25 protein-coding genes and 1 pseudogene are annotated in these 23,753 nt (G+C 44.0%); 8 read left to right on the top strand and 18 right to left on the bottom strand.

Translation table 11 applies throughout. The features are described from left to right. Positions 1–152: zinc ribbon domain-containing protein (locus tag BLD48_RS16120; protein ID WP_143082949.1), on the top strand; the 152-nt coding region annotated here is incomplete at its 5' end. 211 nt (positions 153–363) lie between these two features. On the opposite strand, the gene BLD48_RS16115 is transcribed toward BLD48_RS16120, so the two are convergent. Both BLD48_RS16115 and BLD48_RS14395 read right to left on the bottom strand, forming a co-directional pair. Then, positions 364–690, bottom strand: coding sequence for a four-helix bundle copper-binding protein (locus BLD48_RS16115; RefSeq protein ID WP_083412343.1), 327 nt, complete (start codon positions 688–690; stop codon positions 364–366). A gap of 117 nt (positions 691–807) precedes the next feature. After that, positions 808–2,337, bottom strand: coding sequence for a multicopper oxidase family protein (locus tag BLD48_RS14395; protein WP_071500826.1), 1,530 nt, complete (start codon positions 2,335–2,337; stop codon positions 808–810). A gap of 223 nt (positions 2,338–2,560) precedes the next feature. On the opposite strand from BLD48_RS14395, the gene BLD48_RS14390 reads away from it, so the two are divergent. Beyond that, positions 2,561–3,133 carry a YdhK family protein gene (locus tag BLD48_RS14390; protein ID WP_071500825.1) on the top strand — a complete coding sequence of 191 codons (573 nt, stop codon included), beginning with the start codon at positions 2,561–2,563 and terminating at the stop codon, positions 3,131–3,133. Positions 3,134–3,179: 46 nt separating this feature from the next. On the opposite strand, the gene BLD48_RS14385 is transcribed toward BLD48_RS14390, so the two are convergent. From BLD48_RS14385 to BLD48_RS14370, 4 genes are all read right to left on the bottom strand, one after another. Next, positions 3,180–3,854: a response regulator transcription factor gene (locus BLD48_RS14385; protein WP_071500824.1), complete on the bottom strand. Its 675-nt coding sequence runs from the start codon at positions 3,852–3,854 to the stop codon at positions 3,180–3,182. Further along, positions 3,851–5,167 (bottom strand): sensor histidine kinase, encoded by a 1,317-nt coding sequence (locus tag BLD48_RS14380; protein WP_071500823.1) that lies wholly within the window; start codon positions 5,165–5,167, stop codon positions 3,851–3,853. Before BLD48_RS14380 ends, BLD48_RS14385 begins: the two co-directional genes overlap by 4 nt. 514 nt (positions 5,168–5,681) lie before the next feature. Then, entirely contained in the window at positions 5,682–7,055 is a 1,374-nt protein-coding gene (locus tag BLD48_RS14375; RefSeq protein WP_071500822.1) for a copper amine oxidase, read from the bottom strand. A gap of 300 nt (positions 7,056–7,355) precedes the next feature. Then, positions 7,356–8,660 carry a hemolysin family protein gene (locus BLD48_RS14370; protein ID WP_071500821.1) on the bottom strand — a complete coding sequence of 435 codons (1,305 nt, stop codon included), beginning with the start codon at positions 8,658–8,660 and terminating at the stop codon, positions 7,356–7,358. A gap of 291 nt (positions 8,661–8,951) precedes the next feature. Between BLD48_RS14370 and BLD48_RS14365 the strand changes: the two genes are divergently transcribed. Both BLD48_RS14365 and BLD48_RS14360 read left to right on the top strand, forming a co-directional pair. Continuing rightward, positions 8,952–9,530 carry a TetR/AcrR family transcriptional regulator gene (locus tag BLD48_RS14365; protein ID WP_071500820.1) on the top strand — a complete coding sequence of 193 codons (579 nt, stop codon included), beginning with the start codon at positions 8,952–8,954 and terminating at the stop codon, positions 9,528–9,530. Between the two features lie 30 nt (positions 9,531–9,560). After that, positions 9,561–10,745, top strand: coding sequence for an MFS transporter (locus BLD48_RS14360; protein ID WP_071500819.1), 1,185 nt, complete (start codon positions 9,561–9,563; stop codon positions 10,743–10,745). 117 nt (positions 10,746–10,862) lie between these two features. Here BLD48_RS14360 and BLD48_RS14355 read toward each other — a convergent pair whose 3' ends face one another. From BLD48_RS14355 to BLD48_RS16430, 4 genes are all read right to left on the bottom strand, one after another. Beyond that, positions 10,863–11,366 carry an NUDIX hydrolase gene (locus BLD48_RS14355; protein ID WP_236630044.1) on the bottom strand — a complete coding sequence of 168 codons (504 nt, stop codon included), beginning with the start codon at positions 11,364–11,366 and terminating at the stop codon, positions 10,863–10,865. Positions 11,367–11,382: 16 nt separating this feature from the next. Next, entirely contained in the window at positions 11,383–12,270 is an 888-nt protein-coding gene (locus BLD48_RS14350; protein WP_071500818.1) for a PhzF family phenazine biosynthesis protein, read from the bottom strand. 12 nt (positions 12,271–12,282) lie between these two features. Next, positions 12,283–13,365: a flavin monoamine oxidase family protein gene (locus BLD48_RS14345; RefSeq protein WP_071500817.1), complete on the bottom strand. Its 1,083-nt coding sequence runs from the start codon at positions 13,363–13,365 to the stop codon at positions 12,283–12,285. Positions 13,366–13,485: 120 nt separating this feature from the next. Next, a complete protein-coding gene (locus BLD48_RS16430) occupies positions 13,486–13,662 on the bottom strand; it encodes a hypothetical protein (protein WP_167331058.1) in 177 nt (58 codons plus the stop codon). Positions 13,663–13,878: 216 nt separating this feature from the next. Between BLD48_RS16430 and BLD48_RS14340 the strand changes: the two genes are divergently transcribed. Beyond that, the gene (locus tag BLD48_RS14340) at positions 13,879–14,088 is read left to right on the top strand and encodes a helix-turn-helix transcriptional regulator (protein WP_071500816.1); all 210 of its coding nucleotides are present in this window, start codon (positions 13,879–13,881) and stop codon (positions 14,086–14,088) included. Further along, positions 14,085–14,561 carry a hypothetical protein gene (locus BLD48_RS14335; RefSeq protein WP_071500815.1) on the top strand — a complete coding sequence of 159 codons (477 nt, stop codon included), beginning with the start codon at positions 14,085–14,087 and terminating at the stop codon, positions 14,559–14,561. Before BLD48_RS14340 ends, BLD48_RS14335 begins: the two co-directional genes overlap by 4 nt. On the opposite strand, the gene BLD48_RS14330 is transcribed toward BLD48_RS14335, so the two are convergent. The 4 genes from BLD48_RS14330 to BLD48_RS14315 all read right to left on the bottom strand — a co-directional run bounded on the left by BLD48_RS14330 (position 14,558) and on the right by BLD48_RS14315 (position 17,577). Further along, positions 14,558–14,986: a GNAT family N-acetyltransferase gene (locus BLD48_RS14330; RefSeq protein WP_071500814.1), complete on the bottom strand. Its 429-nt coding sequence runs from the start codon at positions 14,984–14,986 to the stop codon at positions 14,558–14,560. The genes BLD48_RS14335 and BLD48_RS14330 overlap by 4 nt on opposite strands. A 118-nt stretch (positions 14,987–15,104) precedes the next feature. Further along, on the bottom strand, positions 15,105–15,608 hold the full coding sequence (locus BLD48_RS14325; protein WP_071500813.1) for a YusW family protein: 504 nt from the start codon (positions 15,606–15,608) through the stop codon (positions 15,105–15,107). 73 nt (positions 15,609–15,681) lie between these two features. Further along, positions 15,682–16,101, bottom strand: coding sequence for a universal stress protein (locus tag BLD48_RS14320; protein WP_071500812.1), 420 nt, complete (start codon positions 16,099–16,101; stop codon positions 15,682–15,684). A gap of 18 nt (positions 16,102–16,119) precedes the next feature. Then, positions 16,120–17,577, bottom strand: a complete 1,458-nt coding sequence (locus BLD48_RS14315) for a SulP family inorganic anion transporter (protein ID WP_071500828.1) — start codon at positions 17,575–17,577, stop codon at positions 16,120–16,122. Positions 17,578–17,761: 184 nt separating this feature from the next. Here BLD48_RS14315 and BLD48_RS14310 point away from each other — a divergent pair, with 184 nt between their 5' ends. Then, positions 17,762–18,304, top strand: coding sequence for a recombinase family protein (locus BLD48_RS14310; protein ID WP_071500811.1), 543 nt, complete (start codon positions 17,762–17,764; stop codon positions 18,302–18,304). Positions 18,305–18,683: 379 nt separating this feature from the next. Here BLD48_RS14310 and BLD48_RS14305 read toward each other — a convergent pair whose 3' ends face one another. The 4 genes from BLD48_RS14305 to BLD48_RS14290 form a co-directional block, all read right to left on the bottom strand. Further along, complete coding sequence (locus BLD48_RS14305) at positions 18,684–19,085, bottom strand: hypothetical protein (RefSeq protein WP_161487726.1); 402 nt, start codon at positions 19,083–19,085, stop codon at positions 18,684–18,686. A 103-nt stretch (positions 19,086–19,188) separates the two neighbouring features. Continuing rightward, positions 19,189–20,400 carry an MFS transporter gene (locus tag BLD48_RS14300; RefSeq protein ID WP_369825803.1) on the bottom strand — a complete coding sequence of 404 codons (1,212 nt, stop codon included), beginning with the start codon at positions 20,398–20,400 and terminating at the stop codon, positions 19,189–19,191. A 383-nt stretch (positions 20,401–20,783) separates the two neighbouring features. After that, on the bottom strand, positions 20,784–21,200 hold the full coding sequence (locus tag BLD48_RS14295; protein WP_071500808.1) for a universal stress protein: 417 nt from the start codon (positions 21,198–21,200) through the stop codon (positions 20,784–20,786). Between the two features lie 48 nt (positions 21,201–21,248). Beyond that, a complete protein-coding gene (locus BLD48_RS14290) occupies positions 21,249–22,661 on the bottom strand; it encodes a SulP family inorganic anion transporter (RefSeq protein ID WP_071500827.1) in 1,413 nt (470 codons plus the stop codon). 295 nt (positions 22,662–22,956) lie between these two features. On the opposite strand from BLD48_RS14290, the pseudogene BLD48_RS14285 reads away from it, so the two are divergent. Then, positions 22,957–23,643 (top strand): annotated as a pseudogene (locus BLD48_RS14285) (RNA-guided endonuclease TnpB family protein); the annotation flags it as partial. Positions 23,644–23,753: the final 110 nt, after the last annotated feature.

Here is a 23,753-nt window from a genome sequence, read left to right as displayed (position 1 = left end):
ACAAAGACGTGAAACATCTTGGCTTACGTGAATGGACATGCCCGAGTTGCGGGATTCATCACGACCGAGATGTGAACGCAGGACTAAATCTGAAACAAGAAGCCGAACGTATCTTAGCTTCTTCAACCGTCGGGACGACGGGGTTAGCCTGATCAGGTTTCGACCGTCAGGTCGGATAACTCAGGAATCCTTCACCTCTAAGTGAAGCGTAGGTGGAGGTAGTTCAATCTCAGTAATGTTAGTATATCGAGCCTATGAATTTTTTCATCTTTAAGTCAAACTTCCCTTTTGAATAGAAAAAAATGCCTACACTAATCATATTCTTTTGATTGGTATAGGCAGGTTTTCTATCTTTCTAATCGTCTACGCAAGAATTTTTTGACATTGACTTGCACATTCTGTACATGCTTTTGCACATCTTTGGCAATGTTCATGATCATGTTTTGAACACTCATCCGCACATTCCCTACAAATTTCTACGCAACTTTTAGCGAGAGCACTAAGTTGATTACTATTTCGAGAAATAGCTTGTACCAGTAAGCTGCAGATATCTGCACAATCTCGATCCAATCGTATACAGTCTGTCATCGAAGATACATGAGACTCCTTTAAACAGGCGTCAAAGCATTCATTACATGTTATTATACATTTTTGTAAGGCTTTAATGATTTCATTGTTTTCATGGGCCATCGCAATTCCCTCCATTTATCCATCTTATTTTGATACACAAGAGTTATTTCCTCCATCTGTGAAAAAAAGATGAAAGTTAGCAAGTGTCCCTTCAGACATCTTTAATTTTTTACTCCATTAATCTACTTTTAATTGTCCCATCATTCCATTTTCTTCATGTTCAAGTATATGACAATGATACATGAACACTCCTTTTTGCTTGAATGTCATTCGAATTTTAACTCGTTCTCCCGGTTTAACAGCTACAGTGTCTTTAAGCCCTCTCTCTCGACTATTGGTTTGCACACCATTTCGTTCTAATACAACAAACTGGACCCCATGTATATGAAATGGGTGAATCATTCCACCCATCATATCTTTTTTGTTGTATATTTCCCATGTCTCCGTCCGATTTTGTTTTACCTTAATATCAATTCGATTTTCATCAAATGTTTTTCCATTTATCTCAACCATTTTCCCCATTCCGAAAAGCGTTAGTCTACGATCAGGTTTTAAATCCGCATCATTCAGTTTTGGCATCTTTTGAATGACATTGGTTATCTCCGAATTTCGGCCTTGCTTTTCTTTTAGTTTAAACTTGGTAATCGTTACTCCATCTGTTATCAAGGATACCTGTTCTCCTATTGAATGTTTTGAAAAATCAAGTAGAATCTCAGTTCTCTCACCTGGACTTAGCGCAACCGACCGAACTTTTTCAGGCTTGGAAAGATAACCGCCATCACCTGCTATTTTTTCGAAGCTTGCACCATCTGATAACTTCACTACATAGTTACGCGCATTAGATCCGTTTAACAGTCTCACTCTTATTTGAGAGTACTTTACGTCAAAATACGGATTGAGTGTGCCATTCACGACCAACGTATCACCTAAAGCCCCATCCGATTTTTCAATATCATCATAATTCATGCTATTCTCTTTATTAAACTGTCGATCCTGTAAAATTAAGGGGATATCATTTTTACCATATTTTTGAGGAAGATTGGTTTTTAGATTGACCTCTTTTACATATAACAATCCTGCCAATCCTTTATACACTTGACTGGCTGTTTTTCCCATTGGATGGGGATGAAACCAAAGTGTCGATTCATTTTGTTCTACTTTAAAGGTTACGTCTTTTGACTCACCAGGGTTCACGATTTGATGGGGACCACCTTCTACTTGTGAGGGTACGACGAGCCCATGCCAATGAAACGTAGTTGGCTCATCAAGTTGATTTATCGTGCGTATGCTGACAGTTTTTCCTTTTTTCAATTCAATCATAGGACCTAAATAATTTCCGTTGTATCCTAACGTATTTGTTTGATCACCGTTTGCAAAAAAGCGTGTTGTTCCCTCTCGAGCGACGACCGTGTAGCGCATCGACTCTTTATCCTCTTGATCGGGTTTTAATACTTTAGGCAAACCTAAAGGATTCTCCTTTTCAGTAGAATTCTTCAACTTTATATTCGTAGCATGCCCCATTCCGTCGTTTTCCATGCCCATCATGGTATCGCTTGAAGATTCATTTGAAGAATTCATCATGGAGCCCATGCCACCCTGATTCAGATTTCCCACACCTATGCGTGATAGAAAAAAGAAGGAACCTATACTGCCAATCAACAATAATGCCAGCACACTTCCGATTACGATAATCCATTTTCCTTTCATAACACTCATTCCTTCCTGTTTGATATTAGCTTCACTGTAAAGGATGATTGTGAAAAAAATGTGGTTTTTACAGAATGGCATGATGCGTTAAGCGGATGATGATTATTAAATGAGACAAAAAGATTTTTCGAATGTGCTTTTTTATGACCGTCTGCAAAGTTTCTGCAAATTTTAATGTTACAGTGTATACCAAACACTAAAGCATTACTGGAGGCGATACTTTATGAAATTCAACAAAAAGCTCTTAACGACAACGATGGTGGCTTCTCTCTCTTTAGCACTCGCAGCATGCGGAAGCAGTGGGGACGATACTAAGTCGAATAGTAACATGGATAAAAATATGGATGGCATGGACCATTCAACAATGGATATGTCCGGTTCTAAAGAAGTTCCAAAAGGGTTAAACGATGCTAAAGATCCAAAGTTCAAAGTTGGAGACATGGCGATGATTAAAGAGGCCCATATGGAAGGGATGAAAGGCGCCGAAGCAACTATCGTAGGAGCGTACGATACAACGGCATACAGTATTTCTTATGATCCAACAAACGGTGGAAAACGTGTGACAGACCATAAATGGATCATCCAAGAAGAAATTGTAGAAGCGAAGTCAACACCTTATAATGTTGGGGATGAAGTCAAAGTAAGTGCGGATCATATGAAGGGCATGCAAGAGGCTACTGCAACGATTGATTCAGCCAAAGAGACGACTGTTTATATGATTGATTTTGAATCGACGTCGGGTAAACAGGTGACCAATCATAAATGGGTCACCGAAGACGAACTAGCAGCTGAATGACACTTTTAGAATCTAAAAAAAGCGTGGGCTAATGCCTCCGCTTTTTTTAGTTTGAAGTCCATTTGTAGCCGATACCCCAGACTGTTTGGAGGTGTTTCTCGATCGGAAAACCAATTTTTCTAAGTTTTTCCCTTAAGTTTCGAACATGAGAATCTACCGTTCGCTCGTCCGTCCATTCACTGGCCAACCATAAACTTGTGAGCAACTCTTCTCTTGAATACACTCTACCAGAATTTTTTAATAGTTTGCCCAGTAGAGAAAATTCCTTCGGTGTGACTTTCACTTGACGACCAATGTAGTATAATTCATGAGAAAATTCATCCCAAACCAAGCCGGAACACTCGATTTTGTTATCCATTTCTGAAGATGTTCGCCTAAAAATGGATTGAATTCTAGCTTGTAACTCTTCCTCATCGAATGGTTTAACAATATAATCGTCTGCACCAAGGCGTAATCCTTTTACGATTTCTTCTTTTCCATGGAGAGCAGTCAACAGGATGATTGGTACATTCGAGACCTCGCGGATCTTACGACATGTCTCAAATCCGTCCATTACGGGCATCATGACATCTAATATGATTAGTTCTGGTTCGTCTGTTTCAATCAAATCCAATACGTCTTTTCCACTGTTGAGTTTGATGCAATTATAAGTTGGTTGCAGATAAAGTTCGATCAATTCTAGCATTCGTTTTTCATCATCCACCAGCGCGATTGTTTTCATGCCGGAATCCTCCTTAAATCGATGACAACCTTTAGTCCGTTTTCCACATTAACAGCTGAAATACTCCCATTATGTGCCTCGACAATTTCTTTCGTAATGGCCAATCCAAGACCTGTGCCTCCCGTTTCACGATTTCGTGAAGAGTCTACTCGATAGAACCGATCAAATAAATACGGAAGGGACGTCTCATCTACTCCAGTTCCTTCATCTACTACTTCGATATGATTTTCATCTAGTCTCAAGAACACTCTTTTTCCAGGCTCAGTATATTTCAATGCATTGTCTAAAAGATTAAGAAGCACTTGATTAAATCTAGCTTGATCAATGCTTTTATAAATCGGTTCTCGGTTTAGTTGAACAACCAATTTGACCTGTTTGTCTTCAAATTTAGAATTAATCCTTCTACTAATTTTTTTCAAGAAATTATTTAATTCTGTTTGCTGAGGTTCTATTTGAAAATAAGGGTCTTCCATTCGTGCTAAGTCGAATAAATCATCTATCAACTCTTGTAGCCGTTCGGATTCTTCATAGATTATTTCTCCATACTTAGAATCTTCTTTTTTTAGAAGACCTGCATAACCCTTGATATACGTAATGGGCGTACGCAGTTCATGTGTAATGGAAGTCAAGAACTGTTTTCTCGTGTTTTGAATATGAGACAAGTCAACAGATAGTTTCGTGATTGCTCGAGCTAAGTCTCCTACTTCATCGCTTCGTTCAATTTCCTGAATCTTAACCATTTCACCCTGACTTAACTTTATCGTTGCTTTTTTCATGGACAGGAGCGGTTTGATGATCATGTAACTTAAAAAATAAACGCTCACTAACAAAAAGAAAACGAGCAACAACAAGGAAAATATCACTTGTTGCTTCAATTCACCCATGATATGACGAATGTATTTTGTCGGTTCTAACATAATCACTTTCCCACCATTATCGGTATTACTTACTGTCACAAGAAAATCACCGTTTCGCCAATTTCCTTCAACAATTCCATCCTTTTTTTGGATCCATTCAGAACGCAAAAAATTTGAAGCGTCATTGGACGAATCAATCACTCGATTCTTTTCATCCAAAATAATAACGTCAGTCATCGCTTTCTCTTCCATCAACACAACATGATTGATTGTTTGATGGTCAAAATTGTTTGATAACACATCTCGATGGCTATTTCCCCTTTCCTGAAGACTTTCTAATTCGCTTCGTACTTGTTGATCTTCCAAAATGTTATATACGATGGCAGACGATAAAATAAAAATCCCAAGAATTCCGAAAAAGTAAAACATGGTAATTTTGAATGAAAGTTTGTTCATAATATTCCTTTCTGTTCTTATTGAACTACCCTCACCTACGTGATTCTTAGTATTACTAGGAGAAGCATGATAACGTTTAAAAGAGAAAATAGTCTTCACTCAATCGGTATATATAGCTCATATTCTTCTCTAAAAAAACAACTAATCGATTCTCCAGAATGGTAATCAACATAGTCATCTATCATACCGTTTCTTACATTTTCACCTCTATTTACTGTTTCGTGCAACGAAAATGTAAACTCAGTATCTTGGATTTGAATAAAAGCATCGAATAATGTGTCATCCTATTCATAGAAAGTAATAATGAAAAGATTATGATTGTTTTTTTTCATCATAAAATCTATTTGTGAAAAAAACGTGCATTTTTAAATTAAATTTTCACTTGTTTTTACAATCAACTTGATATGTTTTTCTCCAAAATGGTGATGCCTACTTTTTTTAATGAAAACACTATTCAACTAGAACTAACTAAAAAAAGATGATGTCCTAGGACACCATCTTTTTCAGTTCAATATCAGTGTTGTGAGCGACGACCACGAAGTCCGAAGAATCCGAGGATCGAAGCGGCTGCGATTCCGAGTAATGACCAGAGGATGCCCGCTGAAGATTGTGCTTCAGCTGCTCCACCAAGACCTGTGTTCGGCATTCCGGCCGGGCTGCCTTGGAATTTATCCGGGAACTGATCGACGATCGCTGTCGCTGTCCCTTCTCCGACTCCGTACATGTGACCGTAGGCTTCACGGATCGCCGGGTACGTTTTATCGTAGTCTTTTTCATTGTAGCTGTTGAACGCTAGTAACAGTTGATCGACGTGGACCTTGAGTCCTTCTTCCAAGTCTTTCGACTTCAGGCGACCTTCCGTTGCAGCATCGAGGAAGGCGGCTTGTTCGACGCGGTATTCATCCAGTTCTTGAACGGCCATGTCACGAGCTTCTTCGTCTTTCGCGCCAGTCGCTTTGACATAATCGACGAAGTAACCGATGTGGCTCGACCAAATTTTCTTGAACTCTTGTGCCGCTTCGCTGCCGTAGACAGAGCCGATCGATGCTGTCAGGTCATCTGTGTTCTCACCAAGTGCTCCTGCTGCTGCGTCGAAGTCTTTTGCTCCGTCAATCCCTTTTTGCATCGTCAGAATCGCAAGCGCTGCGTGTTCTGAGAAGTTTCGGTTCAGTCCGGCACGGAGATCCGCTGCCGGTGTATCGACTTTCGTGTTTTTGAATTTATCCGGGTATTGATCGACGATCGCGCCGGACAACCCTTCACCCACCATATACATATGCTCGATGGCGATACGCAGATTGCTGTACGCTGCGTCATAGTCGCCTGCGACATAACTGTCAAACGATGTCAGCAGTTGCGTGATATGGACTTTCAATCCGCCTTCTAGATCAGCCGCTTTCAGACGACCTTCTGTTGCCTTGTCGAGGAACGCCGCTTGTTCGACGCGGTATTCGTCGAGTTCTTTTAAGGCTTTTTGTTTCGCTTCTTCATCTTTGGCACCCGTCGCTTTGACATAATCGACGAAGTAGCCGATATGGCTCGACCAGATTTCCTTGAACGCTTCGCCCGCTTCATCCCCGTAAACGGATCCGACCGCGGCCGAAAGATCATCTGTATTTTGACTCAAGGCACCTGCTGCTTGTTCGAAGTCTTTTTTTCCGTCAATTCCTTTTTGCATCGTGACGACCGCTAAATACGCGTGTTCAGATAAAAGCTGATCAAGCGTTGCTCGCAGATCCGACGCCGGCGACGAGACATCAAGCGAAACCTTACCCGAACTGTGGGACATCTTACTGTGATCTTCATGACCATGGGCACTGACGCCTGCTGCTGGAATCAATAATGCGGCACTGAGTGGGACGGCGAGATACGATTTTTTCATCTTCATCTTGTGAACACCCCTTTGATTTTTTGGACTACACAGAGATAACGTAAGCAGTTCACAAATAGTTTTACGTTTCCATCATTTTTTTACTATGATTACAAAATTTAGAGTACAAGCTTGATCAAATAGGCATTTCTCATGTAGCTATTCATGTAGAAGCTATCCATCATACACATAATATTTTTTGCTCGAAAAGAGACCTTTTCTCATCATCAACACTCTCAACACTGACAACATCATTTGCAACTCAAGTTCATATTTCAGATGCAAAACCGCCCCTCGAATCGAGGGGCGGTTTATTGGTTAGGACAACTGTTTTAATACCAGTTTCACCTGCTGGATTTGATAATTTTCGACGTGCAAGAGTTCCAAATCATACGTTTCCATCGATAGCGTTTCACCAACTTGATAATCCGTCCCTTGCGCCTGGATGAATCCACCAATCGTATCGATTTCGTCTGCATCGAAAAACCGTAAATTGAACCGTTCTTCTAGGTCTGACAATAAAACCGTTCCTACTATGTGATATTCTGTCTTCGAAACCGTCTCGATGTCAGCTTGTTCATCTTCGTCGAATTCATCACGGATTTCACCGACGATTTCTTCAAGCAAATCTTCCATCGCAATCATGCCGGCAGTTCCACCGTACTCGTCGATGACAAGTGCGATATGGGAGCGCGTCACCTTCATCTTCAGCAACGTTTCCTGAAGTGGTGTCATCTCGGACACAGCTGGTATCTCTTTCATATACTTCTGTAAGTCGCGTTGTTGATCGTTTGCTTGATCCGTCAAGACTTCCTTTACGTTGACATACCCGATGATTTTATCTTTATCAAAATCCTCAATGACCGGGTAACGCGTGTATTGATTGTCCGTCATGATCTGTAAGACTTCGGCCCATGTCATGCTGAGCGACAGCGTCGTCACGTTCATCCGGGGAACCATGATGTCCTTCGTCACCCTCTCATCAAAGGCGAAGACGTTTTGCATCAACGCGAGTTCCGTCTGATTGATTTCACCGCTCTGAAAGCTTTGCGACATGATGATCTTCAACTCTTCCTCTGAGTGGGCTTGTTCATGCCCGGCCGGCTGAACGCCGAACAGACGAAGGAAGACACGAGCCGAACCATTCATCACCCAGATGAACGGATACATGACTTTTCCGAAGACGTATAACGCTGGTGCCAATAGTAGTGTCATCCGTTCCGCGTACTGGATGGCAAGCGTCTTCGGTGCGAGTTCTCCGATGACGACGTGCAAGAACGTCACGGAAACGAAGGCAATCGTGTATGAAAGGACAGTCGAGAGGGCTGCTGCGACACCAAACTCATCAAAGACCGGTCCAAGCAACTTTTCGACGGTCGGTTTTCCAAGCGCCCCAAGTCCCAGTGCCGTGATCGTGATTCCGAGCTGACAGGCCGATAGATAATAATCGAGGTCACTGGCGACTTTTTTTGCCAGGACCGCACCTTTGTTGCCTTCCTGAATCATTTGATCGAGCCGTGACATCCGAACCTTCACGACGGCAAACTCCGATCCGACGAAAAACGCCGTCAACACGATCAACAATACAAGCAACGACAAGTTCAATACCAACAATATGTCCAATTCATTCCCCTGAAACAGGGGGTCACCTCCGAGTAATATAATTTGAATCGCAAAAATGATTCCACAATCTAAAACCGTACAGTAGAACGTTATAGTTACAATCATAGCGGACGGTTTTCTGAATATCAACTGTTTTGCCTTTGGCAATGACATGATTATTCTGAATAATCTGGTTAAAATAGTAATGAAATGTGTAGGCGGAGGTCCTCTCGTGGCCTTTGGCTTTTTTTGTTTGACAATCGTTTTTAATCCGTTAGACTGTTAACTAACGACCGTTAGGAAGGTGAACACATGAAAGCTACATTATTACTCCACACCGCGCTGCGTCATTTTGCCCAACATGGTTATGAAGGAGCCTCTTTACAGGAGATTGCGCAAGACGTCGGGATTAAGAAACCTTCAATTTATGCCCACTACCGCGGGAAAGACGAATTATTTCTCTCGGCGATGACGTATGCGCTTGACACGCAAAAAATACATCTTGCCACCTACTTCATCTCAACCCGGCATCTTTCACTCGAACAAAGTCTGAAAGGTTTTTTTGATTGGTTTCTTGAAGAAAGCACCCAAAACGATCAGTTGAAATTCATTTTACGAATCGCCTACTTCCCACCCGTCAAACTCGAACGGGAAGTGACCGACTTGATCAATCCGTTTTTTGATTCGCTGCACCGCCACCTGACTCGGTTACTACGAGAACGGGACCGGACGGAACAGCTTCTTTTTTCAGATGATTATGCTAGCGCCGCCCTTGCCTATTTGACGGTGACGGAAGGCACGATGACGGAGTTCGTCTACAACGGTGTCGAAGCCTATCAACGACGTTTCACCGCCGTCTGGCCAATTTTTTGGCGGGGACTCGTCCGGTAACAAGTCAAACTAGAAACAGAGGATGGTAACATGCAAAATAACAAATTGATCCTAGGTACCTTATTACTCAATCTTTTCATTGCCTTTTTAGGCATCGGGCTCGTCATCCCCGTCACCCCGACGATCATGAACGAACTGGCTATTTCCGGTTCGACCGTCGGCTACATGGTCTCGGCGTTTGCCTTTGCCCAGCTGATTCTCTCGCCGCTTGCCGGTCGAGCCGTCGATAAATACGGTCGGAAACCGATGATCATCATCGGTCTGTTCATCTTCAGCATGTCGGAACTGTTGTTTGGACTCGGACAGTCCGTTGAAGTGTTGTTTGCGTCACGGATTTTAGGTGGTGTCAGCGCTGCCTTCATCATGCCAGCCGTCACCGCGTTCATCGCCGACATCACGACGAACGACACCCGACCAAAGGCACTCGGCTACATGTCAGCTGCGATTTCGACCGGTTTCATCATCGGACCCGGCATCGGTGGTTTTTTGGCGGATATCGGCACCCGTGTCCCGTTTTTCTTTGCCGCTGCATTCGGTCTCGTCGCGATGATTTTATCCGTCTTCACGTTACGGGAACCGGAACGGCATTACGAAAATGCGGCAATCCCGAAACAGAAAACTGGTTTTCAGAAAGTCTTCTCACCGCTGTATTTCATCGCCTTCTTAGTTTTACTGATTTCGTCGTTCGGGCTCGCTTCGTTTGAGTCCTTGTTCGCCCTGTTCGTCGACCGGAAATTCGGTTTTACGGCAAAAGACATCGCCCTGGCGATTTCTCTCGGTGCAATCGTCGGTGTCATCGTCCAGGTCGGTCTGTTCGAACGTCTCACCCGGTGGTTCGGTGAGATTCGACTGATTCGTTACAGTCTGATTGGCTCGACACTACTGGTGCTTGTCATGACGTATGTGACGAGTTATCTCGCCATCATCCTCGTGACGACGGTCGTCTTCGTTGGTTTTGACTTAATGCGTCCTGCCGTCACGACCTATTTGTCGAAGATTGCCGGGAACGAACAAGGTTTCGTCGGTGGGATGAACTCGATGTTTACGAGCATCGGGAACATTCTGGGGCCGATCATCGGCGGGATTCTGTTTGATGTCGATCTCAACTATCCGTTTTATTTTGCGACGGTCATGCTCGCGATTGGGATCGCCTTGACGTTTGTCTGGCGGGAACAGCAACCGACTGAACAGACGGTTGAACAAAAATCATCTTAATGAAATAAGCCCGAACGACTTGTGTATCCGAGTAGGAATACGCAAGTCGTTCGGGCTTGTTCCATTTTGTCAAATTCCATCACAAAAGATGGTAGAGTTTTTTTGTCTTCATCAATGTTATGACATGACCTCTTGTTTCACGATCCAGTCTTCGATTCGCATCGTTTTCTCGATTTCAGGATTCATCAGATAGTCAAAGGCTTTTAAGACCAACGGCGAGGCATTATCTTGATTGACCTGTTCTTGACTGACCCAGGACGAGCCGATTGAATCCTGTCCGTCAAATTTGTCAGGTACCGCGCGTTCACCGGAAGTTTTGATGATTTTATAAAAAACACAGATGTGATGGAGATGCGACGCACGGTGCCAATCGGAATGTACGACGAACTCGAATGTACCGAGCACACGTTTCTGAAGAACTGTCAGACCAGTCTCTTCCTGAAACTCACGGTCCAGCGCTTCCGGTACGGTCTCAAAATCCTCCAAGCTGCCGCCCGGAAGATCAAACCGATTCGTGTACGGTCCCCCTTTTTTATGGATGACGAGTAGTTTTCCTTCATTGACATATAATCCGTATGTACCGAATGCGCGGTGAAAGGTTTGTTGCTGGCTGATAATCAATCACTCCTGTCTATTTTTAAATATTAAGTATCAGGGATCCGGTTTTGACACACGTTCCGGCAATCATGACTTCCCAGTCTTGATTTCGTCGATTCACCGTGACTTCAACTAACCCGTCATACCCGATTTCCTGTCCCTGCTCCACGTAAAGGATTCGTTTCCCGTAAGGAAGCGGATCGATGTACATAGCATGATACGCTCCCATGACACCACTCGCCGTCCCGGTCACCGGATCTTCTTGCGTTCCGGATTGTGTGGCAGAAAAATGCCTGCCGTGCATATCTGCTTCCGGCATATAGGTTTCAAGACAAACCGGATGAATGGATGCTTCCGGGATTTGCGTTAAGACAGAGGCAAATCGTTTATTGTGAGGTTGCATGCCAAGGAAATTTTCTAACCGTTTGATCGGGATAATCAACGTCCAGTTTCCCGTACTCCCGTACATGACCGGAAAGCGTTCATCCAGATGTTGATGCTGCAAGCCGATGCTCTCAAGAACAGGTGCGAGGTCGCCATCGAATGGTAGGAATCGTGCTTTCCCTTGTCGCATCCGGACTTGAGTTCCTTTCATCGTTCGCACCGTCTCGATTGTTAAGGGACCGACTTTTGTCTTGATCACCTGCCCAAGTTCGACATAAGGTTCACGTTCTTGAAGCGCTGTCCATGCCGCGATTGTGCCATGTCCGCAGAGATTCATCTCCGCTTCTGGTGAAAAATAGCGTAACCGAGGAACAGGATGATTCAACTGACACACAAACGTCGTCTCGGTAAAACCAGTTTGTGCCGCAATGCTTTGCATTTGTGCTGCCGATAACGCATCCCCGTCCAAAACAACACCAGCAGGATTGCCTTTTCCGGGCGTCATCGTAAAAACATCGTAATGCAAGACCTTTACTTTTTTCATTCACTCACCTCTTCACGTTGTTTCCAAATTAAATGCAGTCAACCAGCGTTCCACCGATTGTAACGCCCCTTCTAAATGCCCGCCGAACGCCGGATCACTTTCCGTTCCGAGCAGCGTCACCCCGTCGCGCCATGGTTCTTCCAACTGTATCGGGCGATACGCCGGAAAGTCTGTCAACGGTACCGCGTCCGCAACGGTCGCCGTCTCCGGTTCAGCGGCCCAGTCCTGATACAACACAGCAATCGGATGACGCGCCTCTTCCCCGAACAACGTGACCAACTGCTCGATGACTTGCCGCTTTAATTCTGCTTCTCCAAAAGCAGCACGTTCCGTTGCGGTCAAGCGGAAGAATCCGGATAACGCACCGGGTCCGGTCAGAGGGGATGCGTCATGAATTTCCTGTAAGATACCTGACCAGCTGATGGCAAAACCGGACCGATCCGCTTTCCGCCAAAACGGTGTTTCGTAGACGACAACGACTTTAGCTTGTCCGGCCATCCAAGTGGGGGTTTCATCCAGTTGACGATGGACGGATTCCGGCAATTCCGGGAACCATGTGAATCGAGAAGCAATTCGGGGCGGAACGGTCAACAGGACATGATCAAACGATTGTTGCGTCTGTCTCCCTTGATGCTCAATCGTCAGTTCGACGTGATCGGTTACTTGAATAGAAGTGACACGGCGCGACAGACGAATTGTAGCTGGGACAATCTTTTCAGCCAGTGCATCCGTCATGCTTTGCATTCCTTTTACTAGTCGATGTGACAACACCGTTTGTCCGTCCGGTAACTGGTGTTGTTCAACTTGTCCCGATGACCGTTCGAGCACCATCGTTCCACGCGTTGCTTGAACGAGCGTCGGCAGTTGCAGCAGATCGACCAGCAGCGTCATCAGCCGTTCGGAGTCCGGCCAATACCAGGTCGGACCAACATCAAAGGCATAGTCCTGTCCTGCATCGGTCAAGGTTTTGGTAAGCACTCGGCCACCGATCCGGTCCCGTGCCTCGAAGACCATGACGTTGTATCCCGCTTGCTGCAGACGCCAAGCTGCATAAAGTCCGGTGATGCCGGCACCGATGATGGCGATTCGTCGCATAGTTCAGCCCTTCTTTCCAGTGATTTCCTCTTAGTGTACCGAAAATCATTCCGACCGCCTACTCCTTAATTCCGGTAGACAAAAAAACAGAGCGTCATCCGACACTCTGCCTCATGCTTCTTAAGATGATTGCGCATGCTGCCAGTCGTCTTCATCAAAGACCGACTGGACCCATTCGATGGACACAAATAATGATCGGGCGATGGCATCGTCGGATTTCCCGAGTTTACGCAACGTATGGACGATTCGAATCCTTCGCTCCAGTTCACGCTCATCAGGTAACAATTCCGGCATCATGTCGGCGCCTCCTTTCTCTCTCTAAGCCAACCATCCTCGTTTTGTGTTAGTTACCCGATTATCGGTTGAATATTCCGATAATTCAAGAGTTTCGATGATTTTTGATAAATAGTCTCAAAAAAGTAACAGCCTCATTACGTCAAAATGTAAAATCAACTTTACAAAATGTAAAACAGACTATACAATTTAAATATCAATTATTAAAGGAGAACTGCGATGAAGCTGACTAACCGGGTTAAATCGTTACGCAGCAGCAACGGATGGACACAGGAGCAGTTTGCTCAGATGATTGGTGTCACGCGTCAAACGATCATCTCCCTCGAAAAAGGAAGTTATACTCCCTCGCTTTTGCTCGCCATGCAAATTGCCCATGTGTTCGAACGTCCGATCGAATCGATTTTTTACTTGGAGGAGGAATCAGAATGAAACGTGTCATCATTCAATCCTGTCTGAACATTTGTATGTATTTTTTGGGTGCTGTTTTCATTAGTTCGATTCATGATCAACTAAATGTTTTTCAGAATGATCCGGTCAACGGCGCCGGTTTCAACCTGACGCTGGACCTTTCAATTATTCTTCCCGTTCTATTGGTCGCAATCGGTCTTTCAATCACCGGCTACTGGATGCGGACAGATAAGAAAAGTTCTTTTTCCAAGTGGTCGTCGTCAACGACGGAGTTTTCTGATCAAGATGAACGGGAAGAAGTGATTACAGGAAAAGCAACGCGTGCCTCATATGTGACTTTTTTAATAACCTTACCGATATTAATGATCGGCTTTTTATTTGATGTTCCGTTGATGTCGATATTTCCAAACTTTGCGTTTTATGCCATTGCACTCGTCTTAACAGCAGGAACGTTTTCCTATATGACGGCCTGGGTGTATCATTATCAACGTTAAGAAATGGTATGTATGTACTTTACAAAGAAGTATTGGGTCTGACCTTCAGTCGGATGATCGGACAGGCAACCGTATTCCTGATAACCCAGCTTTTCATAAAATCCCGGTGCCTGAAAATTGAACGTATCGAGTAGAATCTTGCTGCATGATTTCTCTTCGGCAATGGACTCGATATGTGCCATCAGCTTTTTTCCGACACCGCCTGTTCGGTTTTCCGGGTCGATCCACAGGAAATGCACCTGCAGATGATTCCACAGATAGCTCGCCGTAATCCCACCAAGGAGCTGTTCCTCTTCGTCCCATGCTAAAAAGCAGTATTGTTCCGATTCTGTATAGAGCGCTGCCGGGACGTGTTGGCGGTTGTAGGCAATCAGCTGTTCCCTAATCCATTGCCCGTCTTCCGTTGTACCAATGGTGATTTCCATTCTCCAAAACTCCTTTTGAAATATTTTACATCCATTCACTATGATACCATGTCGACTTGAGTTGTATGCTTTGACCAAAAAAATAGAGGCGCCGACCTGAAGTGGGCACCTCTATTTGTTACTTTTTAAATTCTTTTTCTGTTCCATCAGCAAATTCGATTTCCACTTCGAGTCGGGTCGCGCCTTTGATTCCAAAGACTTTCTCAACTTGAGCAATTGCGTCTTCGTTTGACGTGTTGGCATCAATGTTGAGTTCATCGAGTTTTGGATCAAGGATTTTCATCGCTTCATTGCCTTGAGACCGTTCACCGTCCATTTGATAATCGGCTTCCGTTCCGTCGTTGTCCCGGTCATAGCCGATGTCGACAAGGTCCTTCGTATCCGCATCATCTGCCTCAATCGACAAACTGACGAATCCGTAGTCTTTATCTGCATTATCCGTCACCGTATCCTGATCTTGTTTATTCGACGAATCGTCATTCATCGAGCTGTCATCATTCATGGAATTATCATCCGTCGTTGTCGTTTCCTCGACCTTTTCTGTTTCCTGCTTATCGGAATTGCCACATCCTGCCGCAAACAAGGCAAGACCAAGAAGCGGTACTAAATATGTTTTCTTCATTTAATGCCCCCCCCCCTTTTTTTAGTATCCCCACTTCAGAACTGGATTAATCAGACCAATGTGTTTCCATTCATTACTTCACAATCATAACCGGGCTTTGAACCCGCTTGGCAATCTTATGACTGACACTGCCAAGGACCATCTCTTGCAGGGCGTTCAGCCCCCGACTACCGATGATCGTCAAATCAACCTGTTTTTTATTTGCATGATCGACAATCGCCGGACCTGGTTCGCCCCGTAAAATCGTCACGTAATACGACACGTCAGCCGCTTCTAACTTTTCTTCCACCGCTGATATTTTTTTTCGTCGTGCGACTTCGAGTGCTTCTTTTCCTTCTGAATGAAGGACATCATCTTTAGCTTTCGAAAAATCAGCAACGAAAACAACTTCAATCTTACTTTGTGCACTGAGCCGAGAAACCTTGATTGCTTCTTCTGTCGCGCGGACCGAGTGTTCCGAACCGTCGACGGCTAATAAGATGTGTGGATACATACCAGTCACTCCCTTACTTTAATGTGTAGGCATCTTTGCAGCCGGATCATTGTGAATCGCCAAACGATCGACTAGCTTTTTACTTTCCGGATTCAATCCGATGATCTCGACTCTATTCTGATTCGCCATCAAACGGATCATGACCTTGTCAATCGCACCAACTCCGGAATCATCCCAAATTTGGGTCGATCCGAAATCAATTAAAATATTTTTTTCATTCATCTCGTAATCAAACGAAGCAATGAAATGATCGACCGATGCAAAAAATAACGGACCTTTGACTGTATAAACCGTTTTTCCATCTTCAATCCGTTGTTTGACATTGATTTTTGAGACTTTTGCGACAAAGAACAACGCGCTCAAGATGACACCCGCGATGACGCCGATCGAGAGATCGTGTGTCGCGACGACGATGATGACCGTCGCGAGCATGACAAACGCATCAGCTTTCGGTGCTTTTCGGATATACGTAAATGAGGACCAATCAAACGTCCCGATGGAGACCATGATCATGATTCCGACCAAGACCGGCATCGGAATCTGGACGACTAAGTTTCCGAGGACGATGATCAAGAACATCAAGAACAATCCGGCGACGAGCGTCGACAACCGACCGCGACCACCCGATTTGACATTGATGACGGATTGACCGATCATCGCACAGCCCGCCATGCCACCGAAAAATCCGGTGATGAAGTTGGCAATCCCTTGTCCGCGAGCTTCCCGGTTCTTTTCACTTTCCGTTCCTGTCATATCGTCGACGATTGTTGCCGTCAACAACGATTCGAGCAGTCCGACAATCGCGAGCGCTAATGAGTACGGGAAGATGATCTGGAGCGTCTCAAAATTAAGTGGGACATTTGGTAAGAAGAAAGACGGTAACGAACGTTGAATGGCCCCCAAATCCCCGACCGTCCGTAAATCAAAGTTCAGGTAAATCGCCGCAATCGTCAGGACGACGATCGCAATCAGGGGTGCCGGAATCGCCTTGAAAAAGCGAGGTAACACATACACGATGGCGAGCGTAATCGCGACGAACACGTATGTCATCGTTGAAATTCCAATGAAGTGAGGGACTTGTGCCATGAAAATCAAAATTGCAAGCGCATTGACGAATCCAATCATGACGGCGCGTGGAATGAATTTCATGACTTTAGCGACCTTAAAGACACCAAATAAAATTTGAATGATTCCGGTTAAAATCGTTGCTGCGAGCAGATAATCGAGCCCATGTTCCTTGACGAGCGGTACCATCAAGAGCGCCATCGCACCGGTCGCTGCTGAAATCATTCCTGGACGTCCACCAACAAAGGCGATGATGACGGCGATACAGAACGAGGCGTACAATCCGACCATCGGATCAACACCGGCGATGATCGAGAAGGCAATCGCTTCCGGAATCAACGCAAGCGCAACGACAATTCCAGCTAAGATATCTCCTCTGACATTTGAGAACCACTGTTCTCGTAAGCTCATATTCACTTAAATCTTCCACCTTTCCTTTAATCAAAAGCACATTTCCTTTATACTGGAGATGACCTTAAACGGATACTGTCAATTGACAACAGTTTATTTTAGCATCTCTGTTCCCTAAAAGGAACGTTATTGATTCTATTTTTTATTTTCTTAATCCGTATCTTAACGTAGATAGGAGAATTTGATGAATATTGCTTATCTGAGACCATATTTCGAAGACCCTACTTGTGCCATTCAAAAAAGTTTATTACAGTCTTATGACGTCAATCAAACTGTTATAGAAGAACATCCTTCCTCTAGAAACCGAACTGGCTTACAACATGCTCTTTCAACTTTACACTCCGGCGATACTTTAATTGTTTCACATTTATATGTACTAGCTGATTCCACTCGACACTTAATCGAACTACTGGAACAGCTATCGTCAAGAGGAGCCTTTTTGATTTCTGTACGCGAAGAAATCGATACGCGTTTTTCATTAGCACATTCTTTTTTAGAAATCGTCCAACATTTGGTTCAACTTCAAAGTGATGTCGTCAGCATGACGACCCGAAAAGGATTAACGAAAGCAAAGGAACAAGGAAAACATACGGGGCGGCCACGCAAAGCAGATGAAAATGTAAGGCGTGCAATTGAGATGTACCAAAGCAAACAGTACAGCTTGTCAGAAATCCGCGAGCAAACCGGGATTAGTAAAAGTACGTTGTACCGATATCTTGAAAATTAATGATGATTGGAATCAAAACGTGACTTTAAAACACCTCGAAAAATTCAAGCTCGCTTTGACTACATGATTTCCCTGTGCTCATGAAAGACTGGGGGAAGTACATCATGTAGCTGAGTCGGAGATTGTTTTAATTTCGAGGTGTTTTTGATGAGATATTTTTGATTTAATTTTTTAGACTTTGTCTAAGATTCTTGACTCCATTCTCACCTAGATGGCTATTCCACCAGCCTGAGAACCTAGAGAGTCTATCTCAGGAGGGGTGATGGTACACCCTTATCTGATGGCTCGAACAAAACAGAAATGGATCGCGTTCGTACAAATACTTCAGAATCCCACATTTTCAATCATTGGAGTGTAAAGGTTTTTGTTTCTTTATTCTTTATTCTTTATCCTCAGTCATCAATATCCGTTCGTCTTGACGAATTTTTTCACGATATTCTTCGAGATGACGTACGGTCACCGTCGGAATGTATCCGAAACGCTCCCGTAGTAAGTTTTCTAAGATATACCGTTTTTTCTTTTTCCATGTCAAAGTCGTCGTCTCTAACACTGATTCGTAAGATTCTGTTTCTTCTTGCTCTAAATCAGTCACGTATGTTAACACTACTTCTGCAGCTTGTTCTTCCGTACGAATGAAATGATATAGTTCAAGCAATTCATACGTCGATAATTTTTTTAGGCGACGGGTCGATTGTTCAAGCTGTGCTGGTTGTGTAAAATCACGCTTCCGAATGACTAATCGTTTCCCATCCGTTTGAGCGATGTGTTTAGAAACCTTCATTTGACAAAACGCGCAAAAAAATGTACTTTCTGTTTTCAAAAGTGTCGATCCACAATATGGACATGTGGCTAAATTCATCTCAAGTTCCCCCCTAAAAATTAAATTATCCTGCTTCATTCGTCTTGATGGATGGTTTGCGGGCTAACAAAGAAGCGATAATTCCAATCATCGGGAACACCATCGACCACCAGATGACTTGTGTATAATTGCCGAAAGTGTCAAAAGCCAACCCGAATGGTAATGGCCCTACCGCTGATCCAAGTACCATGACGGATGTTGCAATCCCACTGATACTTCCGAGAGCAATTCTTCCAAAATAAAAAGGCCAGACATAGTTCAAAGCAATTCGTTCAAATCCGTTACTTATCCCCCAAATCACTCCAAACAAGACGGCAAGGAGCGGTGTCGTCGTTATTTGCAACACCATCATGAAAATAAGTTCAGTAACAAAAATCCCTGCTAATACATAATTGATTTTGACAGTATCGATGATTCGACCTGCAATGAAGGTGATTGGAAAACCAATGATTGCCATCAGACTCAACACAAGTGCCGCAACCGAGGGGCTCAGACCTTGTTGATCAAAAATCGAAATCAAATGAAACGTAATTGCCGTATTAACGAGTGCAGGAATGCCAATACACGATAAAATCAACCAAAAAGCCTGTGTTCGTAACGTTTCTTTTAATGTAAAGTCCTGTTTAAGTTGTACGATTTTAGAAGAAGAATCCGTATCGTGCAATTCTTTATGTCCATCAGGTAACATACCGATATCTTCCGGACGGTTTCGGACACATCGATAAGCAATCGGTGTAAACACTACTAGAATCATTCCACCCCATAACCACCATGTTCGTTCCCAATCGATTTGATGAACGAGCCAAACATTTATCGGAGGAAAAGCAGCTGCACTTAAAAATCCGCCAATTGCCATATAACTCAAAGCTTGTCCTCGCTTCACTAAAAACCACTGAGGAACAAGTGTATTCGGAATTAACGTCATCGAACCTTGACCAAACAATCGTAAGACGAAGATACCAAAAAAGAGCATGGTTAAGTTCATAACGAATCCATTATAAAAACAGGCACAAGCTAACAAAATCGAAGCACTTGTCAACATGGTACGCTGTCCTAATCGATCGACAAGACGTCCGATGAAAAATAAGCAAAAAGCTGAAGTCAAAGTCGCCGCAGAATAGATGATAGAAACTTCTGAACGCGTCCAGTCGAACTCCGTGATATATCGATCAATAAAAACAGAAATAAAGTACGTTTGGCCAGGTCCTGAAAAAAATACACTCAGGCCAGCCACCATGACCATGTACCAGCCATAAAATAAAGGAGGGCGCGTCTTCTTTTTATTCATGTTCTTGTTTCTCTTTCATCCGACTCACACTCTCGAGTTGATTTTGGAAGATTTAGAATGTATTGATCAATCTCTCGGTCGAGTTGAATTTTTCCATTCCCACGACATTCCGAGCAACGTGTTCGTAGGATCAGATATTTCCGAATCTTTCCCTCCCCCTGACACTTTGGACAAACGATATAGATACTCATCACCCTCACCCTTTCCCGATTCTAAAAAGTGCGGACACCCTCTTTTAAGAGGAGCTCCGCACCCTGACATACTATTGATTTTTACTCGTATTATACTTTAACAGTTATGATTGACCCCACATACACCGAATATTAAATGACTTATTTTACAAGTAAAACCGGACAGTCGACTCGTTTTACGATTTTATGACTGACACTACCTAACATCATTTCCTGAAGTGAGTTCAAACCACGGCTGCCTACGATGACTAGATCCGCTTGACTGTCATTGGCATACTCGACGATTGCTGGACCCGGCTCCCCCCGAAGTAGTTTCAATCTGTAGTCAATCCCTTGGGCATCCAATGCTTCTTCGATTGGCAACAATTTTTTACGACGTTTAACATCCAACGCTTCTTGCCCTTCTGCATGAAGGACTTCATCTTTTGATTTGGAGAAGTCAGACACATAAACGATTTCGACGACCGTTTTTGTTCCCTTCACCAATTTAATCGCTTCTTCTGTTGCACGAATTGAATGATCCGATCCATCTGCTGCTAAAATAATATGTTGATACATATGCCCACTCCTCTAGTTTTAGTACTATCCTAATTATTCATTCCTTGATCAGTGTGCCGATAATTTCGCATTTGGATCATTGTGAATCGCTAGCTTATCAATCAAACGTTGACTTGCCGGATTCAACCCATGAATCGTCACGTCATTTTGATTCTCAGCTAACTTGATCATCACTTTATCAATCGCTCCGACCGCTGAATCATCCCAAATCTGGGTGTCTGTGAAGTCAATAATGATTTTTTCGTTCTGTCTTGAAAAATCAAAGTGTTTCACAAAACCATCGACAGACGCGAAGAACAGAGGTCCTTTGACATGGAAACGTGTCAAATTGTTTTCGACTTTTGTCTCAATTTTAATCGTCGATACTTTAGCGACAAAGAACAGGGCACTTAAGACGACACCAGCGAATACACCTTTTGATAAATCATGTGTTGCAACGACGATGATGACCGTCGCAAGCATGACGACAACATCTGTTTTCGGTGCATTTTTCATATACTTGAAGGACGACCAGTCAAACGTTCCGATCGACACCATGATCATGATACCAACGAGTACTGCCATCGGAATCTGAACGACAACATTCCCGAGAACGATGATCAGGAACATCAAGAAGACACCTGCGACAAGACTTGATAATCGACCACGACCTCCGGATTTGACATTGATGACCGATTGACCAATCATGGCACAACTGGCCATCCCACCGAAGAATCCGGTAATGAAGTTTGCAATTCCTTGTCCTCGCGCTTCCTTGTTTTTATCTCCTTCTGTCCCCGTCATATCATCAACGATCGATGCTGTCAGAAGGGATTCAAGCAGACCAACAATGGTTAGAGCCAATGCATATGGGAAGATGATTTGAAGCGTTTCGAACGTGAACGGTACATCCGGAAGGAAGAAGGATGGTAATGTTCGTTGAATCGCTCCGAGGTCTCCCACCGTTCGTAAGTCAAATCCACTAAATATTGCTGTTGCTGTCAGGACGACAAGCGCAATTAGTGGAGCTGGGATTGCTTTGAAAAATCGCGGAATGATATAGACGATAGCGAGTGTCACTGCGACAAAGATATAGGTCATTGTCGAAATCCCAACGAAGTGAGGTACCTGTGCCATAAAAATTAGGATGGCAAGCGCGTTGACAAAGCCAATCATGACTGCACGTGGAATAAATTTCATGATTTTCGCAACTTTAAAGATTCCGAAGATGATTTGAAGCACACCCGTCAGAATCGTTGCCGCAAGCAAATAATTTACTCCGTGATCCCGTACGAGCGGGACCATCAAGAGCGCCATCGCCCCGGTCGCCGCTGAAATCATTCCAGGTCGTCCTCCGACGAAGGCAATGATGACGGCGATACAAAATGACGCGTACAGACCGACCATCGGGTCGACACCTGCAATGATCGAGAAGGCGATTGCCTCTGGAATTAATGCCAGTGCGACGACGATACCTGCCATGATATCGCCTCGGATGTTAGAAAACCAGTGTTCTTTAATTGATGTTAACAAATTTTTTTCCACCTTTCTTTTAATTGTGTTTCAATAATTTTCATATGTCATAAATCAAGTTATGAAAAATGAATGCGTGTTTTCAATATCCACAGTCTAGCACCATAAGTTTCAAAATGGAACACTTTTGGTCTTTTTTATCAAAATTAGGCGAGAATACTCCCACTTCTAAACGAAGTGAAAGTGAGAGATGAATCGCCAGCCTGCTTTTCGGGTATATTCCCTTTGAAGGAGGTGAAAAATGGTGTTGAAACACAAGGCCTACAAATTCAGAATCTATCCGACAAAAGAGCAGGAAATTCTGATTGCGAAGACGATTGGGTGTTCGCGTTTCGTCTTCAATCACTTCTTGGCGAAGTGGGAGGAAACGTACAAGACCACTGGAAAAGGACTGTCCTACGGTTCTTGTTCTAAAGAAATTCCTTTGTTGAAGCAGGAGTTTGACTGGTTGAAGGAAGTCGATAGCACATCTGTTCAGATCAGCGTCAAACATCTTGCTGATGCGTTTGACCGCTTCTTCAAGAAGCAGAACGAACGCCCTCGTTTCAAGTCGAAGCGCAATCCCGTCCAGTCGTACAAAACCAACATCCAAGGCAAAAACCAGCTTCCTGAAGTCTCGATTGGATGCAACAAGCTCAAACTTCCGAAGCTGAAATGGGTTCGTTTCGCCCATTCGAAACAGGTCACAGGCCGTATCTTGAACGCCACGATTCGACGTAACGCTTCAGGAAAATATTTCGTCTCCCTGCTCGTCGAGCAGGAGATCAACGAGCTGCCGAAGACCGGTTCATCCGTCGGCGTCGACGTTGGACTCAAGAACTTCGCCATCCTGTCGGACGGCACGGTCTACAAGAAAGACCGTTACTTCCGTTCGCTTGAGAAGAAACTGACGCGAGCACCGCGCAATCTCTCCCGCCGTCACCGCCCCAGCCTTGAACAAGAACATCGCTATCCCACATACCAACCCGACGCAGCCGGCAACGCACACGGGTAAGAACATGGTAACAGCCGGAACAGAAAAAACAACACTAGATCAACCAC

This window comes from Exiguobacterium sp. KRL4 (assembly GCF_001870785.1).
Lineage (GTDB): Bacteria > Bacillota > Bacilli > Exiguobacteriales > Exiguobacteriaceae > Exiguobacterium_A.
The sequence above is the reverse complement of the archived record's forward strand: the minus strand, read 5'-3'. Positions and strand labels throughout refer to the sequence as shown.

Excerpts from the sequence above, each read along its gene's own strand:
- BLD48_RS14330 (WP_071500814.1), bottom strand. The coding sequence starts at position 14,986 with ATGGAAATCACCATTGGTACAACGGAAGACGGGCAATGGATTAGGGAA.
- BLD48_RS14365 (WP_071500820.1), top strand. The coding sequence starts at position 8,952 with ATGAAAGCTACATTATTACTCCACACCGCGCTGCGTCATTTTGCCCAA.
- BLD48_RS14375 (WP_071500822.1), bottom strand. The coding sequence starts at position 7,055 with ATGAAGATGAAAAAATCGTATCTCGCCGTCCCACTCAGTGCCGCATTA.
- BLD48_RS14305 (WP_161487726.1), bottom strand. The coding sequence starts at position 19,085 with ATGAAGGTTTCTAAACACATCGCTCAAACGGATGGGAAACGATTAGTC.
- BLD48_RS14345 (WP_071500817.1), bottom strand. The coding sequence starts at position 13,365 with ATGCGACGAATCGCCATCATCGGTGCCGGCATCACCGGACTTTATGCA.
- BLD48_RS14380 (WP_071500823.1), bottom strand. The coding sequence starts at position 5,167 with ATGAACAAACTTTCATTCAAAATTACCATGTTTTACTTTTTCGGAATT.
- BLD48_RS14390 (WP_071500825.1), top strand. The coding sequence starts at position 2,561 with ATGAAATTCAACAAAAAGCTCTTAACGACAACGATGGTGGCTTCTCTC.
- BLD48_RS16430 (WP_167331058.1), bottom strand. The coding sequence starts at position 13,662 with ATGATGCCGGAATTGTTACCTGATGAGCGTGAACTGGAGCGAAGGATT.
- BLD48_RS14300 (WP_369825803.1), bottom strand. The coding sequence starts at position 20,400 with ATGGTGGCTGGCCTGAGTGTATTTTTTTCAGGACCTGGCCAAACGTAC.
- BLD48_RS14385 (WP_071500824.1), bottom strand. The coding sequence starts at position 3,854 with ATGAAAACAATCGCGCTGGTGGATGATGAAAAACGAATGCTAGAATTG.
- BLD48_RS14290 (WP_071500827.1), bottom strand. The coding sequence starts at position 22,661 with ATGGCAGGTATCGTCGTCGCACTGGCATTAATTCCAGAGGCAATCGCC.
- BLD48_RS14360 (WP_071500819.1), top strand. The coding sequence starts at position 9,561 with ATGCAAAATAACAAATTGATCCTAGGTACCTTATTACTCAATCTTTTC.
- BLD48_RS14295 (WP_071500808.1), bottom strand. The coding sequence starts at position 21,200 with ATGTATCAACATATTATTTTAGCAGCAGATGGATCGGATCATTCAATT.
- BLD48_RS14320 (WP_071500812.1), bottom strand. The coding sequence starts at position 16,101 with ATGTATCCACACATCTTATTAGCCGTCGACGGTTCGGAACACTCGGTC.
- BLD48_RS14395 (WP_071500826.1), bottom strand. The coding sequence starts at position 2,337 with ATGAAAGGAAAATGGATTATCGTAATCGGAAGTGTGCTGGCATTATTG.
- BLD48_RS14325 (WP_071500813.1), bottom strand. The coding sequence starts at position 15,608 with ATGAAGAAAACATATTTAGTACCGCTTCTTGGTCTTGCCTTGTTTGCG.
- BLD48_RS16115 (WP_083412343.1), bottom strand. The coding sequence starts at position 690 with ATGGCCCATGAAAACAATGAAATCATTAAAGCCTTACAAAAATGTATA.
- BLD48_RS14340 (WP_071500816.1), top strand. The coding sequence starts at position 13,879 with ATGAAGCTGACTAACCGGGTTAAATCGTTACGCAGCAGCAACGGATGG.
- BLD48_RS14350 (WP_071500818.1), bottom strand. The coding sequence starts at position 12,270 with ATGAAAAAAGTAAAGGTCTTGCATTACGATGTTTTTACGATGACGCCC.
- BLD48_RS14315 (WP_071500828.1), bottom strand. The coding sequence starts at position 17,577 with ATGAGCTTACGAGAACAGTGGTTCTCAAATGTCAGAGGAGATATCTTA.
- BLD48_RS14335 (WP_071500815.1), top strand. The coding sequence starts at position 14,085 with ATGAAACGTGTCATCATTCAATCCTGTCTGAACATTTGTATGTATTTT.
- BLD48_RS14310 (WP_071500811.1), top strand. The coding sequence starts at position 17,762 with ATGAATATTGCTTATCTGAGACCATATTTCGAAGACCCTACTTGTGCC.